We start from the raw sequence: 16,101 nt of genomic DNA, 5'->3' as shown, positions 1-16,101 counted from the left end.
GCCGGGCGTGGCACTGCCCGACGGACCGTCGGCCGTCGTGCGGTCATGTCTGCCTCAAGAGGCTTGCATTCGGGGCCCGCTGCGAAAAGATGTCCAGATGGTTGAAGAGCTGATCAACTCCCACGAAGGCGGCAACACCCCCCGTCGCATCGCGGACGCCTATGTCCGAGCCCTCGCCGAACTCGACCCGCTGACCGCGGTCTACCTCGGCATCAATCCCGACGACGACAGACTCCCGGACCTGTCACCCGCAGGCGACCGGACGATCGCCGAACTCGGCCGCCGCACACTGGCCGAACTCGACGAGGCCGAGGCCGCCGGCGCCTCGGCCGACGACGCCGAACGCCGCTGCGCCCGGCTGCTGCGCGAACGCCTCACCGCCGAACTCGCCGTCCACGACGCGGGCGAGGGCCTGCGGGCGGTCCGCAATCTGGGCTCCCCCGTGCACAACGTGCGCGAGGTCTTCACGCTGATGCCCACCGGCACCGAGCAGGACTGGCAGCTGATCGGCCGCCGGCTCGCCCGGCTGCCGCAGGCGCTCGCCGAGTACCGCACCACCCTGCAGGAGGGGATCGCCCGCGGCCTGCTCTCCGGGCCGCGCCAGGTCGCCACCGTGCTCGGCCAGTTCGACGAGTGGCTCGACCCGCGGACCCCGGGCGGCTGGTTCGGCGAGTTCGTCCAGGGCGCCCCCGAGGACCTGCGCACCGGTCTCACCGAGATCGCCGTCGCCGCCGCCGCCGCGCTCGCGGACCTGCGCGACTGGCTGCACGACGTGTACGGTCCGGCCGTCGCCGACGCCCCGGACACGGCCGGCCGGGAGCGCTACGCCCGCTGGGTCCGCTACTGGACGGGCTCCGAGCTCGACCTCGACGAGGCGTACGACTGGGCCTGGCGCGAGTTCCACGACCTCGACGCCCAGATGCGGGCCGAGGCGGAGAAGGTACGGCCCGGCTCGACCCCGATGCAGGCGATGCAGTGGCTGGAGAGCGACGGCCCCGCCATCAAGGGCGAGGAGGCGGCCCGCGAGTACCTCCAGGGGCTGATGGACCAGGCGATCGGGGACCTCCAGGGCACCCACTTCGACCTGGCCGAGCCCGTCACCCGGGTCGAGTCCAGGCTGGCCCCGGCCGGCAGCGCGGCGGCGCCGTACTACACCGCCCCTTCGCTGGACTTCACCCGCCCCGGCCGTACCTGGCTGCCGGTCCTCGGCCGGGACAGCTTCCCGGTCTGGGACCTCGTCTCCACCTGGTACCACGAGGGCGTCCCCGGCCACCACCTCCAGCTCGCGCAGTGGAACTACGTCGCCGACCAGCTGTCGACCTACCAGGTCAGCCTCGGCGGCGTGAGCGCCGGGATGGAGGGCTGGGCGCTGTACGCCGAGCGCCTGATGGACGAACTCGGCTACCTGACCGACCCCGGCCACCGGCTCGGCTACCTCAACGCCCAGATGATGCGGGCGCTGCGGGTCATCGTCGACATCGGCATGCACGTCGGCCTGGACTTCCCCGCCGACTCCCCGTTCAAGCCCGGCGAGCCCGTCCTGCCGGACGACGCCCGCGAGTTCTTCGGGCAGTACTGCGGCCTGTCCGCGGACTTCCTGGACAGCGAACTCGTCCGCTACCTCGGGATGCCGGGGCAGGCGATCGGCTACAAGCTCGGTGAGCGCGCCTGGCTGCGCGGGCGGGCGGCGGCGAAGGCGGCGCACGAGGCGCGCGGCGAGGTCTTCGACCTCAAGGCCTGGCACATGGCGGCGCTCTCCCAGGGCTCGCTCGGCCTGGACGACCTGGTCGCGGAGCTGGCCGCGCTGTAGCACCGGCGGACCGGGTGGACCCGGGTGGGCGGGGGCAGGGCAGGGCCCCCGCCCACCCGGGGCCGAGGACCAGGGAATGAGAGGTTTGGGGCCAAAGTCCCAATTGATCTCATTTGACCCCAATTTTCCTTGCCAATCGCCCGCCCGAGAGTTTGGCTGGAAGGCGACTGCGTGCCCTCTCCGAACCCTCCGGAAGGCTCTCCCAGTGTCTTCGCTACCTCCCCCCGACGGTCGAACGGCGGACTCCCGCCGCTGGTGGGCCCTGGCGGTCATAGCCGTCGCCCAGCTGATGATCGTGCTCGACATCACCATCGTGAACATCGCGCTCCCGTCGGCCCAGACAGACCTCGGCATCAGCGATGCCGACCGCCAGTGGGTGATCACCGCCTACACCCTGGCCTTCGGCGGCCTGCTGCTGCTCGGCGGCCGGCTCGGCGACCTCTTCGGCCGTAAACGGGTCTTCGTGATCGGCCTGCTCGGCTTCGCCGCGGCCTCCGCGCTCGGCGGCGGCGCCCAGGGCCCGACCATGCTCTTCGCGGCCCGCGCCCTCCAGGGCGCCTTCGGTGCCCTGCTCGCGCCGTCCGCACTGGGCCTGCTCTCCACCACGTTCTCCGATCCCCGGGAACGCAGCACGGCGTTCGGCATCTTCGGTGCCATCGCCGGCGGCGGTGCCGCGATCGGCCTGATCTCCGGCGGCCTGCTGACCGAGTACCTGAACTGGCGCTGGTGCCTGTTCGTCAACACGCCGATCGCCATCGTCACCGCGATCGCCGCGTTCTACCTCCTCAAGGCCGACCACATCGCCAAGGGCCGCCGGGTGAAGCTGGACCTGCCGGGCGCCTTCCTGGGCTGCGGCGGCCTGCTGGCCATCGTCTACGGCACCTCCGAGGCCGTGAACCGGGGCTGGGGCGACTGGCTCGTGCTCGGCTCACTGTGCCTGGGCGTCCTGATGCTGCTGCTCTTCGTGCTGGTCGAGAAGCGCACCCCGCACGCGCTGCTGCCGCTGCACATCATCGCCGAGCGCAACCGTGGCGGCGGGGCCCTGTCGGTGGGCCTGGCCATGATCGGGATGTTCGGCGTCTTCCTGTTCCTGACCTACTACCTGCAGATCATCAAGGGGTACTCGCCGGTGCTGACCGGTGTCGCGTTCCTGCCGATGACCGGGGCGATCGTGATCAGCTCGACCGGCATCGCCGCGCGGCTGATGACCAGGGTGCCGTCGCGCAACCTGATCGCCACCGGCCTGCTGCTGGCCGCCGGCGGCCTGGCCGTGCTGACCCAGATCACGGTGACCAGTTCCTTCGCGGCCACCGTGCTGCCGGGCGAACTGCTGCTCGGCTTCGGCATGGGCATGGTGTTCATGCCCTCGATGAGCCTGGCCACCCTCGGCGTCGCGCCGCGGGAGACGGGCGCGGCGGCGGCGACCATCAACTCCGCCCAGCAGGTCGGCGGCTCCTTCGGCACGGCGCTGCTGAACACCATCGCGGCCAGTGTCACGGCGACGTACATCGCCTCCCGGGCCGCTGCCGACCCGCTCGTCCAGGCGCAGGGGGCGGTGCACGGGTACGCCGTCGCGACGACGGTGGCGATGGTGATCCTGCTGCTCGCGGCCCTGATCGCGTTCCTGATGATCAACCACCGGCCCGCACCGGGGGAGGCCGAAGGCCACCCGGAGGCACCCGGGGAGGCCGCGGCGGACGGCACCGACGCCGCCGCCCAGGGGGCGGACGCCCTCTCCACCCGGAGTGCGAACCGGAGCTCCGACTCGCTGAGATCGGAGTCCTGACGCCCGCGACGGGCGGCGGCGCGCAGGGGTGGTGCGAGCGCCGGTGTGCACACCGGCCGCACCGCCCCGGCCACGCCCGCCCGTCGCCCCGCAGGGGCCCGACCAGCACCGTTGCCGGCCCGTCCGGCCCGGCGGCGGATTCTCAGCAGGCTCTCAGCCGGGCATCACGGCCCTCCCAGCTCCGCCCCCCATAGTCGGGACGGTCAATGCACCCACCAAGGGCAGGAGCCGAGCACCGGATGGGCCACCACCGCCGCCGAGAGGCACGCCGCCGCCGCATCCTCCGCCCGGCCCTGCTGACCGCCTGCACCGCCCTGGCCGTGGCCGCCGTCCTCACCGGCACCCACGTCCTGACCTCCGGGGCCGCCGCGCCCGGCACCGGCACCGGCTCGGCGGACGCGGTCCTCACCGCCACCGCCTCGCCCGGCTCCGACACCCCCGCACCCGCCGATTCGCCGGCCCCCGCCGCGACCGCCGACCCCACGGCCACCGCGACCACGCCCACGACCACGCCCACGCCCGCGGCGACCAAGGCCGCCGCGGCCGCGCAACTCGGCGCGACCTCGGACGCCCCCGCCGACGCCGCCTCGGCGAAGGTCGGAGCGCTGTTCGACGGCGCCGTGAAGTCCGGCAAGCACTTCTGCACGGCCAGCGTCGTGCACAGTCCGACCAGGAACCTGCTGCTCACCGCCGCCCACTGCCTGAGCAGCTCCGGGGACATCACCTTCGCCCCGGGCTACCGCGACGGCACCGCCCCGTACGGGAGTTGGAAGGTCACCCGGGTCCACACCACCACCGGCTGGGACAGGAGCAAGGACCAGGACGAGGACTTCGCCGTCCTGGAGGTCGCCACCGCCGCCGACGGCCGCGAGATCGAGGACGTCGTCGGCGCCAACCCGCTCGGCACCGGCGAGGCGTTCACCTCCCAGGTCCGGCTGACCGGCTACCCCAACTCCGGCGAAACCCCGATCACCTGCGTCAACGCCACCACCCGCCAGGACACCTACCAGCGCGCCATCGACTGCCCCGCCTACACCGGCGGCACCAGCGGCGGCCCCTGGATCAGCACGGCCACCGGCGCCGTCATCGGCCTGATCGGCGGCTACCAGGAGGGCGGCGACACCCCCGACACCTCCTACAGCGCCTACTTCGACCACACCGTCGCGAGCCTCTACGCGACCGCCGTCGCCCAGGCGTCCTGACCCGTCCGGCCGCTCGACCGCCGCGCGGCCCGCGCCCTAGGGTCGCGCCATGACGAACGCTCTCAACGACGCCGTGCGCAAGCTTCTCGACGCCCCCAACTCCGCCGTCCTCGCCACCCTCAACCCGGACGGCGCCCCGCAGACCTCCGTGGTCTGGGCCGGCCGCGACGGCGACGACCTGCTCGTCTCCAGCGCCGCCGGCCGCCGCAAGGAGAAGAACATCCGCCGCGACCCCCGGGTCAGCCTCACCGTCTTCGACCGCGAGGACCCGCTCCAGTACGCCGAGGTACGCGGCACCGCCACCGTCACCGAGGACCTCGGCCGCAGCCTCGCCGTCACCCTCGCCGAACAGTACGAGGGCCCCGGCGCCGGCCAGGAGTACCTGGACCTCCCGCCGGAGCACGTCCGCGTCGTCATCCGCATCACCCCGGTACGCGTCCTCGGCAGCGCCGCCGGCTGAACGCGCTCGTGCCGGGCCCGGCGGCGGGGTGAGCGGGCGTCAGACCGGCAGGGCGTCCGGGAATGACGAAGGCCCAGCTTCGCGGTAACCACCCGCTGGGCTGGGCCTCTTCAGCACTTCTTGCGAAGTGCCCCCGGTAGGATTCGAACCTACGCACCCGCCTCCGGAGGGCGGTGCTCTATCCCCTGAGCTACGGGGGCCTGCAGTGTGTCGCGAGCTTGCTGCGACGTGGAGAACATTACCAGGCTGCCGGCTCTGTCCGTGCACGGGTTTGCCGGGGGTGCGTCGGGCGGGTCGGGGCCGGGGGACGGAAGTGCGGAAAGCCCGGACGGGGTGGTGGGCGCCCGGCTACCCTCGGTGAGGTGTCTGGAGTGTCCGGGCGGGTCCTCGTGGTGGACGACAGCGAGGTGATCCGCCAGCTGATCAGAGTCAACCTGGAGCTTGAGGGCTTCGAGGTGGTGACTGCCGCTGACGGTGCCGAATGCCTTGAGGTGGTCCGCTCGGTGAATCCGGACGTGGTGACCCTCGACGTGATGATGCCGAGGCTGGACGGGCTGCGCACGGCGGCCCGGCTGCGGGCGGCGCCGCGGACGAGCCGGCTGCCGATCGCGATCGTGAGCGCCTGCACGCCGTCGGATCTGGACCGGGGGGAGTCGGTCGGGGTGGACGGCTACCTGGGCAAGCCGTTCGATCCGGCGGATCTGGTGGCCCTGGTGCACCGCCTGATGGGGTTGCGTGCGGGCGGTGCCCGGGCGGCCGGGTTCACCTTCGGTCTCGGGGACGGGGCGGGTCGCATCGGGGAGCCCGGGGAATTCCGCTCTCAGCGAACAGATCGGAGTTGACGGCGACGGCTGCCGGTGGCGCGAAACGTCAACGGCGTGCCGGTCGGGTGCCGGTGGGGCGCGGGGGGCGGCACGCCGTCCGCCGTCTCAACGGGTAAACGGGTGGCGGGCGGACACCCCGTCTCGCCTACGCTTGGCGTCGTGACACCCGCAGAGCTTTCCCAGGCAGTCCAGGCCGCAGTGCGTACCGCCATCGAGGCGGGCGAGCTGACCGTCACCGTGCCCGAGCACGTGACCGTCGAGCGGCCCAAGAACAGGGACCACGGCGACTACGCCACCAATGTGGCCCTCCAGCTCGCGAAGCCGGCCGGCATGCCGCCGCGAGCCGTCGCCGAACTGGTCGCCGCCCGCCTGCGAGAGCTGCCCGGGGTCGCCAAGGTCGACATCGCCGGCCCGGGCTTCCTGAACATCACCTTCGACGCCGCCACCCAGGGCGACCTGGCCCGGACGATCGTCGAGGCGGGCGCCGCGTACGGCCGCAACGACGCGCTCAAGGGCCTGAAGATCAACCTGGAGTTCGTGTCGGCCAACCCGACCGGCCCGATCCACATCGGCGGCGTCCGCTGGGCGGCCGTCGGCGACTCGCTGGCCCGGGTGCTCAAGGCCACCGGCGCCGACGTCACCACCGAGTACTACCTGAACGACGCCGGTGTGCAGATCACCAAGTTCGCCGCCTCGCTGCAGGCCGCCGCGAACGGCCGGCCCGCGCCCGAGGACGGCTACGTCGGCGAGTACATCGCCGACATCGCCAAGGCGCTGGTGGAGGGCATCCCCGGGGTGCTCGACCTGCCGGTCGAGCAGCAGCTGGAGACCTTCCGGGTCGAGGGCCTCAAGCTGATGGTCGCCGAGATCCAGCGGTCGATGGCCGAGTTCGGCACGCACTTCGACACCTGGTTCTCGGAGAAGTCGCTGCACGACTCCGGTGCGGTGGAGAAGGCGATCGAGCGGCTGCGCGAGCAGGGCCACGTCTTCGACCAGGACGGCGCGATCTGGCTGCGCACCACCGACTTCGGTGACGACAAGGACCGCGTCCTGATCAAGGCCGACGGCGAGACGACCTACTTCGCCGCCGACGCCGCGTACTACCTCAGCAAGCGGGACCGCGGCGCCGAGGTCTCGGTCTACATGCTGGGTGCGGACCACCACGGCTACGTCAACCGGCTCAAGGCCATCGCGGCCTGTGCGGGCGACGACATGGACCGCAACATCGAGGTCAAGATCGGCCAGTTCGTCAAGATGCTGCGTGACGGTGAGGAGGTCCGCATGTCGAAGCGGGCCGGCAACATCATCACCATCGACGACGTGGTCGACTGGATCGGCGTGGACGCGGCCCGGTACACCCTGGCGCGCTCCTCCACCGACTCGACGATCACGCTCGACATCAACGTGCTGACCAGGCAGTCGAACGAGAACCCGGTCTACTACGTCCAGTACGCGCACACCCGGATGTGCGGTGTGGCGCGCAAGGCCGGGGAGCTGGGCGTCGATAAGGGTGCGGCCGAGGACTTCAAACCGGAGCTGCTCGCCACCCAGTGGGAGAGCGACATGCTCGGTGCGCTGGGCGAGTTCCCGCGCATCCTGGCCAAGGCCGGCCAGACGCGTGAGCCGCACCACGTCGCGCGCTACCTGGAGGACCTGGCGGGCGTCTACCACCGGCTGTACGACAACTGCCAGTTCCTGCCCAAGGGCGACGAGGAGATGACGGACACGAACCGTGCCCGGCTCTGGCTGGTGGAGGCCGCGCAGACGGTCGTCGCCAACGGCCTCGGCCTGCTCGGCGTCACAGCCCCCGAGCGGATGTAACCGCCCCCACGCGCGTCGGGGCGGTGACGGTCCATCCGGGCCGTCGCCGCCCCTTTCCATAGAGCCGGCCGAGTTTCCGCAGAACTGCCCGAACCGCCCGGAAGTACGTCAGAGGAAGAGGACATGAGCCGCTCCGCACACCCCGCAGGCCCGCGCCACGGCGACGTGATGCCCGAGGGGCACTACCAGGCCCCGCCGAGCGACCTGAACGCCCTGGACCCGAAGGTCTGGTCGCGGACGGTCGCGCGGGACGCCGCCGGCGTGGCGACCGTGGGCGGGCTCGACGTGAAGGCGCTGGCGGCCGAGTTCGGCACCCCCGCCTACGTCCTGGACGAGGACGACTTCCGGGCCCGCGCGCGGGCCTGGCGGGACGCCTTCGGCGAGGGCGCGGACGTGTACTACGCGGGCAAGGCGTTCCTCTCGAAGGCCATCGTCCGCTGGCTGCACGAGGAGGGCCTGAACCTCGACGTGTGCAGCCCGGGGGAGCTGGCCGTCGCGCTGGCCGGCGGGATGCCCGCTGAGCGGATCGCGCTGCACGGCAACAACAAGTCGACGGACGAGCTGGAGCAGGCCGTCAAGCTCGGTGTCGGGCACATCGTGGTCGACTCGTACGCGGAGATCGCCCGGCTGGCGGCCATCGCGGCGGGCCAGGGCGTGCGCCAGCCGGTGCTGATCCGGGTGACGGTGGGCGTCGAGGCGCACACCCACGAGTTCATCGCGACCGCCCACGAGGACCAGAAGTTCGGCCTGTCGCTGAGCGGCGGCGCGGCGGCCGAGGCAGTCCGCCAGGTGCTCGCCCAGCCGAGCCTGGAGCTGCGCGGGATCCACTCGCACATCGGCTCGCAGATCTTCGACATGGCGGGCTTCGAGGTGGCGGCCCGCCGGGTGGTCGGGCTGCTGTCCGAGGTGCGGGACACCCACGGCGTCGAGCTGCCGGAGATCGACCTCGGCGGCGGCCTGGGCATCGCCTACACCAGCGAGGACGACCCGCGGGAGCCGGCCGAGATCGCGGCCGCGCTGGCCGAGATCGTCCGCCGCGAGTGCGCCGCCGCCGATCTGCGGGCCCCGCGCCTGAGCGTCGAGCCGGGCCGGGCGATCGTCGGCCCGACGGCGTTCACGCTGTACGAGGTGGGCACGATCAAGCCGCTGGAGGGCCTGCGGACGTACGTGTCGGTGGACGGCGGCATGTCGGACAACATCCGCACCGCGCTGTACGACGCCGAGTACTCGGTCGCGCTGGTGTCGCGCACGAGCGACGCGGAGCCGATGCTGGTCCGGGTGGTCGGCAAGCACTGCGAGTCGGGCGACATCGTGGTCCGGGACGCGTTCCTGCCGGCCGACCTGGAGCCCGGCGACCTGCTCGCGGTCCCGGCCACCGGCGCGTACTGCCGCTCGATGGCGAGCAACTACAACCACGCCCTGAAGCCGCCGGTGGTGGCGGTCCGGGACGGCGCCGCGCGGGTGATCGTCCGGCGCGAGACGGAGGAGGATCTCCTGCGTCTCGATATCGGATGACGAAATCCTTGTCTCAGATCATGGAACGACCGTAGATCCGTACGGAAAGTCCCGGAGACTGGTACAGACCGAAGTCCTGCGCCCGACCCGATCGGGCGCCGGAACACACGAAGAATGCAGAGCGGAGTCGGATGATGCGTACGCGGCCGCTGAAGGTGGCGTTGCTGGGCTGTGGTGTGGTGGGCTCCGAGGTGGCGCGCATCATGACGACAGACGCCGCCGACCTCGCCGCGCGCATCGGCGCGCCGGTCGAGCTCGCCGGCATCGCCGTCCGCCGGGCCGGCCGGGCCCGGCCGGGGGTGCCCGAGCATCTGCTCACCACCGACGCCGAGGCCCTGGTCAACCGGGGTGACATCGACGTGGTGATCGAGGTGGTGGGCGGTATCGAGCCGTCCAAACACCTGATCCTGTCGGCCTTCAAACAGGGTGCCTCGGTGGTCAGTGCCAACAAGGCGCTGCTCGCCCAGGACGGCACGGAGCTGCACCAGGCGGCTGCGGACGCCGGTGTCGACCTGTACTACGAGGCCGCGGTGGCCGGCGCCATCCCGCTGATCCGCCCGCTGCGCGAGTCCCTCGCCGGCGACCGGGTCAACCGGGTGCTCGGCATCGTCAACGGCACCACCAACTTCATCCTCGACAAGATGGACTCCACCGGCGCCGGCTACTCGGAGGCGCTGGAGGAGGCCACCGCGCTCGGCTACGCCGAGGCGGACCCGACGGCCGACGTCGAGGGCTTCGACGCGGCCGCCAAGGCCGCGATCCTGGCGGGCATCGCCTTCCACACCAAGGTCACCGCCGCGGACGTGTACCGCGAGGGCCTGACCGAGGTGACCGCCGCCGACATCGCCTCCGCCAAGCAGATGGGCTGCGTGGTCAAGCTGCTGGCGATCTGCGAGCGCTCGGCCGACGGCACGTCCGTCACCGCCCGCGTGCACCCGGCGATGATCCCGCTGACGCACCCGCTGGCCTCCGTCCGCGAGGCGTACAACGCGGTGTTCGTCGAGGCCGAGGCGGCCGGCCGGCTGATGTTCTACGGGCCCGGTGCCGGTGGCGCGCCGACCGCCTCCGCGGTGCTCGGCGACCTGGTGGCGGTCTGCCGCAACAAGGTCGCCGGCTCGACCGGCCCCGGCGACTCCGTGTACACCCGGCTGCCCGCCAAGCCGATGGACGAGGTCGTCACCCGCTACCACGTCAGCCTGGACGTGGACGACCGTGCGGGGGTGCTCGCCCAGGTGGCGTCCACCTTCGCCGAGCACGGCGTCTCCATCGACACCGTGCGCCAGCAGGGACGCGACGGCGACGCCTCGCTCGTCGTGGTCACCCACCGCGCCACCGACGCCGCGCTCTCGGCGACGGTAGACAAGCTCCGCGCACTCGACAGCGTGCGGGGCGTGGCCAGCATCATGCGGGTTGAAGGGGAGTAGGAAGCACCATGAACGCAGTGATCGACAGAGCTGCGCACACCCACCAGTGGCGCGGCCTCATCGAGGAGTACCGCGACCGGCTGCCGGTGAGCGCCTCCACTCCGGTGGTCACCCTGCTGGAGGGCGGCACGCCGCTCGTCCCCGCGCAGGTGCTCTCCGAGCGCACGGGCTGCGAGGTGTACCTCAAGGTCGAGGGTGCCAACCCGACCGGGTCCTTCAAGGACCGCGGTATGACGATGGCGATCTCCAAGGCGAAGGAGGACGGCGCGCAGGCCGTCATCTGCGCCTCCACCGGCAACACCTCGGCCTCGGCCGCCGCGTACGCGGTGCGGGCCGGGATGGTGTCGGCGGTGCTGGTGCCGCAGGGCAAGATCGCGCTCGGCAAGATGGGCCAGGCGCTGGTGCACGGCGCGAAGATCCTTCAGGTGGACGGGAACTTCGACGACTGCCTCACTCTTGCGCGTGAACTGTCCGAGAAGTACCCGGTGGCGCTGGTCAACTCGGTGAACCCGGTGCGCATCGAGGGCCAGAAGACCGCGGCCTTCGAGATCGTGGACATGCTGGGCGACGCCCCGGACATCCACGTCCTGCCGGTCGGCAACGCGGGCAACATCACCGCGTACTGGAAGGGCTACCGCGAGTACGCCGCGGACGGCCTCTCCTCGCGGCTGCCGCGCATGTGGGGCTTCCAGGCCTCCGGTTCGGCCCCGATCGTGGACGGTCACCCGGTGCTCAAGCCGCAGACCATCGCGACCGCGATCCGGATCGGCAACCCGGCCTCCTGGGACTACGCGATCGCCGCGCGGGACGACTCGGGCGGCCTCATCGACAAGGTGACGGACCGTCAGATCCTGTCCGCCTACCGCCTGTTGGCCGCACAGGAGGGCGTGTTCGTCGAGCCCGCCTCGGCGGCCAGCGTGGCCGGCCTGCTGGCCAAGGCGGAGGCCGGTCTGGTCGACCCGGGCCAGCGGATCGTCTGCACCGTCACCGGCAACGGCCTGAAGGACCCGGACTGGGCGGTGGCCGGTGCGCCGCAGCCCCCCGTCGTCCCGATCGAGGCCGAGGCCGCCGCACGCCGGCTCGGCCTGCTGGACTGACCCGCGACGGCGGGCCGCCGCCGCCCGCCTCTGCGGCGGCCTGAAAGCGCCGGTGGGCCAACTCTTTCGGGGGTTGGCCCACCGGCGTCTTCGGATGACACTTTTGTGTCAATTTCCCAGCTCTTCTCCCTGCCGTTACGGCGCGCATTCCGGCCAGAACCGGCAACACACCGGACCGATCGGCGGTGGGGTGTACCGCTCTGGAACTTCTCTTCGATACTCTGGGTTCGGCCGTGTGGCACATGCCCCGGGCCCGACCCGTCCCCAGGGCCGCGGCATCGACTGTGACCGCCCGCCCCGCCGGGGCCCTGTCGCGCAGACCCCGCCCCGATCGACCGCCGCCCGCGCCAGGCCGGGCTGCCTGCCAGCGCCCACCCCCACCGTCAGCTCGCACCAGCGCTCCCCCGGGCCCCGCCCGGGGACGCCCCCATCGCGCGACAGCGCCTAGTTCCCCAGGAGGGTCCAGCCCATGGCCGGTCCTGCGTTCCGTGCCGCCGCCGTCCGGGTCCGGGTCCCCGCGACCAGTGCCAACCTGGGCCCCGGCTTCGACGCCTTCGGACTCGCCCTCGGCCTGTACGACGACGTGGTCGTCCGCGTCGCCGACTCCGGGCTCTCCGTCGACATCGCCGGCGAGGGCGCCGAAACCCTCGCCCGCGACGAGCGCCACCTGGTCGTCCGCTCGATGCGCGCCGCCTTCGAGCGCCTCGGCGGCCAGCCGCGCGGCCTCGAAGTGGTCTGCGCGAACCGGATACCGCACGGCCGCGGCCTCGGCTCCTCGTCCGCCGCCATCTGCGCCGGCATCGTCGCCGCCCGCGCCGTCACCATCGGCGGCCCGTCCGCCCTGGACGACGAGGCGCTGCTCGCCCTCGCCTCCGAGCTGGAGGGCCACCCGGACAACGTCGCCGCCTGTCTGCGCGGCGGCTTCACCATCGCCTGGACGGACGAGGACTCCGCTAAGGCCGTGACGCTGGAGCCCTCCGCGCAGGTCGTGCCGGTCGTCTTCATCCCGTCCACCGAGGTGCTCACCGAGACGGCCCGCGGCCTGCTGCCGAAGACCGTCCCGCTCTCCGACGCCGCCGCCAACGCCGGCCGGGCCGCCCTGCTGGTCGAGGCGCTCACCCGGCAGCCCGGGCTGCTGCTCGCCGCCACCGAGGACCGCCTGCACCAGGACTACCGGGCGTCCGCGATGCCCGAGAGCGCCGGGCTGGTGGGAGCGCTCCGCGCCGAGGGCATCCCCGCGGTGATCTCCGGCGCCGGCCCGACGGTGCTCGCGCTCGGCACCGAGGACAGCGCCGAGAAGCTGCTCGGCTTCGCCGGCCCCGGCTTCGCCGCGCACCGCCTCGAACTCGACCGCACCGGAGCGTCCGTGCTCCCGCTCGACGTCTGAACCGCCGGTCCGCCCGGCGTGCGGGCGAGCCGGCCGGACCGGACGTACGGACACGATTGGCAAGCGCAAGGCTGGGGAATGTCTGAGGGGGTCGGTAGTGTTAACCTCATTGCTGCACCAGGTGCCCTCCGGGGCTCGGTGCGCCGCGTCCCTATCCCAGCATTTCGCTTCCGTGAAATCAGGGCGATGCACGGGACGACGATTCTCCGGGAGCCCACCACAGCGCGTACGCAGCCTGCCTGCGCGATTGAGGCCGCATCCCGAAGCCGTGACGGCACCTGACTCCCACCCGCGGCCTCCTACCTGAGGCCCGGCAGGGCGGAGCACGGGCGGCCGTCTCACAACGGGGGCCCGGGATTCGCAGGCAGCACGGTCGGTAGAGACCGGCCCACCGCGCCGAATGAGCACCACCCGTGCTTCACGCACCGCACATCGCACCCTCCTCCCGACTGGCACCTTCATTCGGGGGACCACAGCCTCGGGCCGACGCAGACGAGCGTCGGTCAGGACAGCACAACCGGTCGCCGAGCCAGACAGGCCGACGTCCGCTCCAGGGAAGGACCCTTAGTGAGCGACACCACCGATCTGATGGGCGCGCGCCCGGACGCCGAGGCGCCGGACGCAGCCGCCGCCCCCGCGGCCCCGGCACGACGCCGTCGCGCCGCCGCCGCCGGACTGGACGGCCTCGTCCTGGCCGAGCTCCAGAAGCTCGCCTCGACGCTGGGTATCAGCGGCACCGGGCGTCTGCGCAAGAGCCAGTTGATCGAGGCCATCAAGGACAAGAGCGGCGGTGACCCGCTGCTCGCCGGCGCCGCCCCGGCCGCTCCGGCCGCCAAGCGCGCCGTCAAGGCCGCGCCCGCCGAGGCACCCGCCCCGGCCGCCGACGCCGTCGCCGCCCCGGTCGAGAAGCCGGCCCGCCGCACCCGCGCCGCGCAGGCCGAGGCCCCCGCCGCCGAGGCGCAGGCCCAGATCGACATCCCGGTCCAGGCCGCCGCCGAGACCGCCTCCGCGCCGGCCCGCGCCGAGCGCACCCGCCGCCGCGCCACCTCGGCCGCCGGCGCCCCGACCGCCGACGAGGCCGCCGCCGCGTCCGTGGCCACCGAGGCGAAGCAGGCGGAGGCCAAGCAGGCCGACGCCCGCCAGGGCGAGAGCCGCGCCTTCGAGAGCCGCGGCGAGGACGGTCGCAGCGAGAGCCGCCGTGACCGCCGCGACCGCCGTGACCGCCGCGAGGGCGCTGACCGCCAGGAGGGCGCCGAGGCGCAGGCCGGGCAGGACGCCGACAGCCGCGAGTCGCGCCGCGACCGCCGCAACCGCCGCGACCGGGCCGAGCGCCAGGGCGGGCAGAGCAGCCAGGGCGGCCAGAGCCAGCCGCAGTCCGGCCAGCAGCCCGCCGCCGCCCAGAGCGACGTGCAGCCGAGCCGGCAGAGCCAGCAGAGCCAGCCGCAGGCCCAGCAGGGCGGCTACGACGACGACGAGTTCGGCGACGGCCGCCGCGGCCGCCGTGGCCGCTACCGCGACCGCCGGGGCCGCGGCACCCGCCGTGACGGCTTCGACGTCGGCCAGCCCGACGTGCAGGTCAACGACGACGACGTGCTGATCCCCGTCGCGGGCATCCTGGACATCCTCGACAACTACGCGTTCGTGCGGACGTCCGGCTACCTGCCGGGCAGCAACGACGTGTACGTGTCGCTCGCCCAGGTCCGCAAGAACGGCCTGCGCAAGGGTGACGCCATCACCGGCGCCGTGCGCCAGCCCAAGGACGGCGAGCGCCGCGAGAAGTTCAACGCCATGGTGCGGCTGGACTCCGTCAACGGCATGGACCCGGAGAGCGGCCGCGGCCGTCCCGAGTTCGGCAAGCTGACCCCGCTGTACCCGCAGGAGCGGCTGCGCCTGGAGACCGACCCGGGCGTGCTGACGACCCGGATCATCGACCTGGTCGCCCCGATCGGCAAGGGCCAGCGCGGCCTGATCGTCGCCCCGCCGAAGACCGGCAAGACGATGATCATGCAGGCGATCGCCAACGCGATCACCACCAACAACCCCGAGTGCCACCTGATGGTCGTCCTGGTCGACGAGCGTCCGGAAGAGGTCACCGACATGCAGCGGTCGGTGAAGGGCGAGGTCATCTCCTCGACCTTCGACCGCCCGGCCGAGGACCACACCGTGGTCGCCGAGCTGGCCATCGAGCGTGCCAAGCGCCTGGTGGAGCTGGGCCACGACGTGGTGATCCTGCTCGACTCGATCACCCGTCTGGGCCGTGCCTACAACCTGGCGGCGCCGGCCTCCGGCCGCATCCTGTCCGGTGGTGTCGACTCGACCGCGCTCTACCCGCCGAAGAAGTTCTTCGGCGCCGCGCGCAACATCGAGAACGGCGGCTCGCTGACCATCCTCGCCACCGCGCTGGTGGAGACCGGCTCGCGGGCCGACGAGGTCGTCTTCGAGGAGTTCAAGGGCACCGGCAACATGGAGCTCAAGCTCGACCGCAAGCTCTCGGACAAGCGCATCTTCCCGGCCGTCGACGTCGACGCCTCCAGCACCCGCAAGGAGGAGATCCTGCTGGGCAGCGAGGAGTTGGCCATCACCTGGAAGCTCCGCCGGGTGCTGCACGCGCTCGACTCGCAGCAGGCGATCGAGCTGCTGCTGGACAAGATGAAGAAGACCAAGAGCAACGCCGAGTTCCTGATGCAGATCGCCAAGACGACCCCCGGGTCCGGCGACTGACAGAGCATCGGCAGCCGTACCCGGAAGCCCCGGACCGCACCCGCGGTCCGGGGC

General features: G+C 72.4%; 11 protein-coding genes and 1 tRNA gene. 11 read left to right on the top strand and 1 reads right to left on the bottom strand.

Annotated features, from left to right (window positions below; all coding sequences use genetic code 11):
• The first annotated feature begins 97 nt into the window (after positions 1 to 97).
• The 4 genes from ACFUK0_RS25310 (at position 98) to ACFUK0_RS25295 (ending at position 5,258) form a co-directional block, all read left to right on the top strand.
• On the top strand, positions 98 to 1,810 hold the full coding sequence (locus tag ACFUK0_RS25310) for a DUF885 domain-containing protein (RefSeq protein WP_380253972.1): 1,713 nt from the start codon (positions 98 to 100) through the stop codon (positions 1,808 to 1,810).
• A gap of 289 nt (positions 1,811 to 2,099) precedes the next feature.
• A complete protein-coding gene (locus tag ACFUK0_RS25305; RefSeq protein WP_380254010.1) occupies positions 2,100 to 3,596 on the top strand; it encodes an MFS transporter in 1,497 nt (498 codons plus the stop codon).
• 239 nt (positions 3,597 to 3,835) lie between these two features.
• Positions 3,836 to 4,798, top strand: coding sequence for a trypsin-like serine peptidase (locus ACFUK0_RS25300; protein ID WP_380253970.1), 963 nt, complete (start codon positions 3,836 to 3,838; stop codon positions 4,796 to 4,798).
• 49 nt (positions 4,799 to 4,847) lie between these two features.
• Positions 4,848 to 5,258 carry a PPOX class F420-dependent oxidoreductase gene (locus ACFUK0_RS25295; protein WP_380253968.1) on the top strand — a complete coding sequence of 137 codons (411 nt, stop codon included), beginning with the start codon at positions 4,848 to 4,850 and terminating at the stop codon, positions 5,256 to 5,258.
• A gap of 128 nt (positions 5,259 to 5,386) precedes the next feature.
• Here the strand turns inward: ACFUK0_RS25295 and ACFUK0_RS25290 are convergent.
• Positions 5,387 to 5,458, bottom strand: a tRNA-Arg gene (locus ACFUK0_RS25290).
• Positions 5,459 to 5,650: 192 nt separating this feature from the next.
• Here ACFUK0_RS25290 and ACFUK0_RS25285 point away from each other — a divergent pair.
• The 7 genes from ACFUK0_RS25285 to rho all read left to right on the top strand — a co-directional run bounded on the left by ACFUK0_RS25285 (position 5,651) and on the right by rho (position 16,047).
• A complete protein-coding gene (locus tag ACFUK0_RS25285) occupies positions 5,651 to 6,100 on the top strand; it encodes a response regulator (protein WP_380253966.1) in 450 nt (149 codons plus the stop codon).
• 141 nt (positions 6,101 to 6,241) lie between these two features.
• Positions 6,242 to 7,903: an arginine--tRNA ligase gene (argS, locus tag ACFUK0_RS25280; RefSeq protein WP_380253964.1), complete on the top strand. Its 1,662-nt coding sequence runs from the start codon at positions 6,242 to 6,244 to the stop codon at positions 7,901 to 7,903.
• A 123-nt stretch (positions 7,904 to 8,026) separates the two neighbouring features.
• The gene (gene lysA / locus ACFUK0_RS25275) at positions 8,027 to 9,418 is read left to right on the top strand and encodes a diaminopimelate decarboxylase (protein ID WP_380253962.1); all 1,392 of its coding nucleotides are present in this window, start codon (positions 8,027 to 8,029) and stop codon (positions 9,416 to 9,418) included.
• A gap of 131 nt (positions 9,419 to 9,549) precedes the next feature.
• Positions 9,550 to 10,842, top strand: coding sequence for a homoserine dehydrogenase (locus ACFUK0_RS25270; protein ID WP_380253960.1), 1,293 nt, complete (start codon positions 9,550 to 9,552; stop codon positions 10,840 to 10,842).
• Between the two features lie 8 nt (positions 10,843 to 10,850).
• A complete protein-coding gene (thrC, locus tag ACFUK0_RS25265) occupies positions 10,851 to 11,939 on the top strand; it encodes a threonine synthase (RefSeq protein ID WP_380253958.1) in 1,089 nt (362 codons plus the stop codon).
• Between the two features lie 469 nt (positions 11,940 to 12,408).
• The gene (gene thrB, locus ACFUK0_RS25260) at positions 12,409 to 13,326 is read left to right on the top strand and encodes a homoserine kinase (protein ID WP_380253956.1); all 918 of its coding nucleotides are present in this window, start codon (positions 12,409 to 12,411) and stop codon (positions 13,324 to 13,326) included.
• Positions 13,327 to 13,893: 567 nt separating this feature from the next.
• On the top strand, positions 13,894 to 16,047 hold the full coding sequence (gene rho / locus ACFUK0_RS25255) for a transcription termination factor Rho (RefSeq protein WP_380253954.1): 2,154 nt from the start codon (positions 13,894 to 13,896) through the stop codon (positions 16,045 to 16,047).
• Positions 16,048 to 16,101 lie beyond the last annotated feature (54 nt).

The sequence above is a fragment of the Kitasatospora sp. NPDC057223 genome, from assembly GCF_042669755.1.
In the GTDB taxonomy this organism is placed as follows: domain Bacteria; phylum Actinomycetota; class Actinomycetes; order Streptomycetales; family Streptomycetaceae; genus Kitasatospora.
Note: the sequence above shows the minus strand (reverse complement) of the source record. Positions and strands in the feature narration are given on the sequence as shown.

Coding starts and splice junctions, on each gene's coding strand:
- ACFUK0_RS25270 (WP_380253960.1), top strand. CDS start 9,550: ATGATGCGTACGCGGCCGCTGAAGGTGGCGTTGCTGGGCTGTGGTGTG.
- thrB (WP_380253956.1), top strand. CDS start 12,409: ATGGCCGGTCCTGCGTTCCGTGCCGCCGCCGTCCGGGTCCGGGTCCCC.
- thrC (WP_380253958.1), top strand. CDS start 10,851: ATGAACGCAGTGATCGACAGAGCTGCGCACACCCACCAGTGGCGCGGC.
- ACFUK0_RS25300 (WP_380253970.1), top strand. CDS start 3,836: ATGGGCCACCACCGCCGCCGAGAGGCACGCCGCCGCCGCATCCTCCGC.
- ACFUK0_RS25310 (WP_380253972.1), top strand. CDS start 98: ATGGTTGAAGAGCTGATCAACTCCCACGAAGGCGGCAACACCCCCCGT.
- lysA (WP_380253962.1), top strand. CDS start 8,027: ATGAGCCGCTCCGCACACCCCGCAGGCCCGCGCCACGGCGACGTGATG.
- ACFUK0_RS25295 (WP_380253968.1), top strand. CDS start 4,848: ATGACGAACGCTCTCAACGACGCCGTGCGCAAGCTTCTCGACGCCCCC.
- ACFUK0_RS25305 (WP_380254010.1), top strand. CDS start 2,100: ATGATCGTGCTCGACATCACCATCGTGAACATCGCGCTCCCGTCGGCC.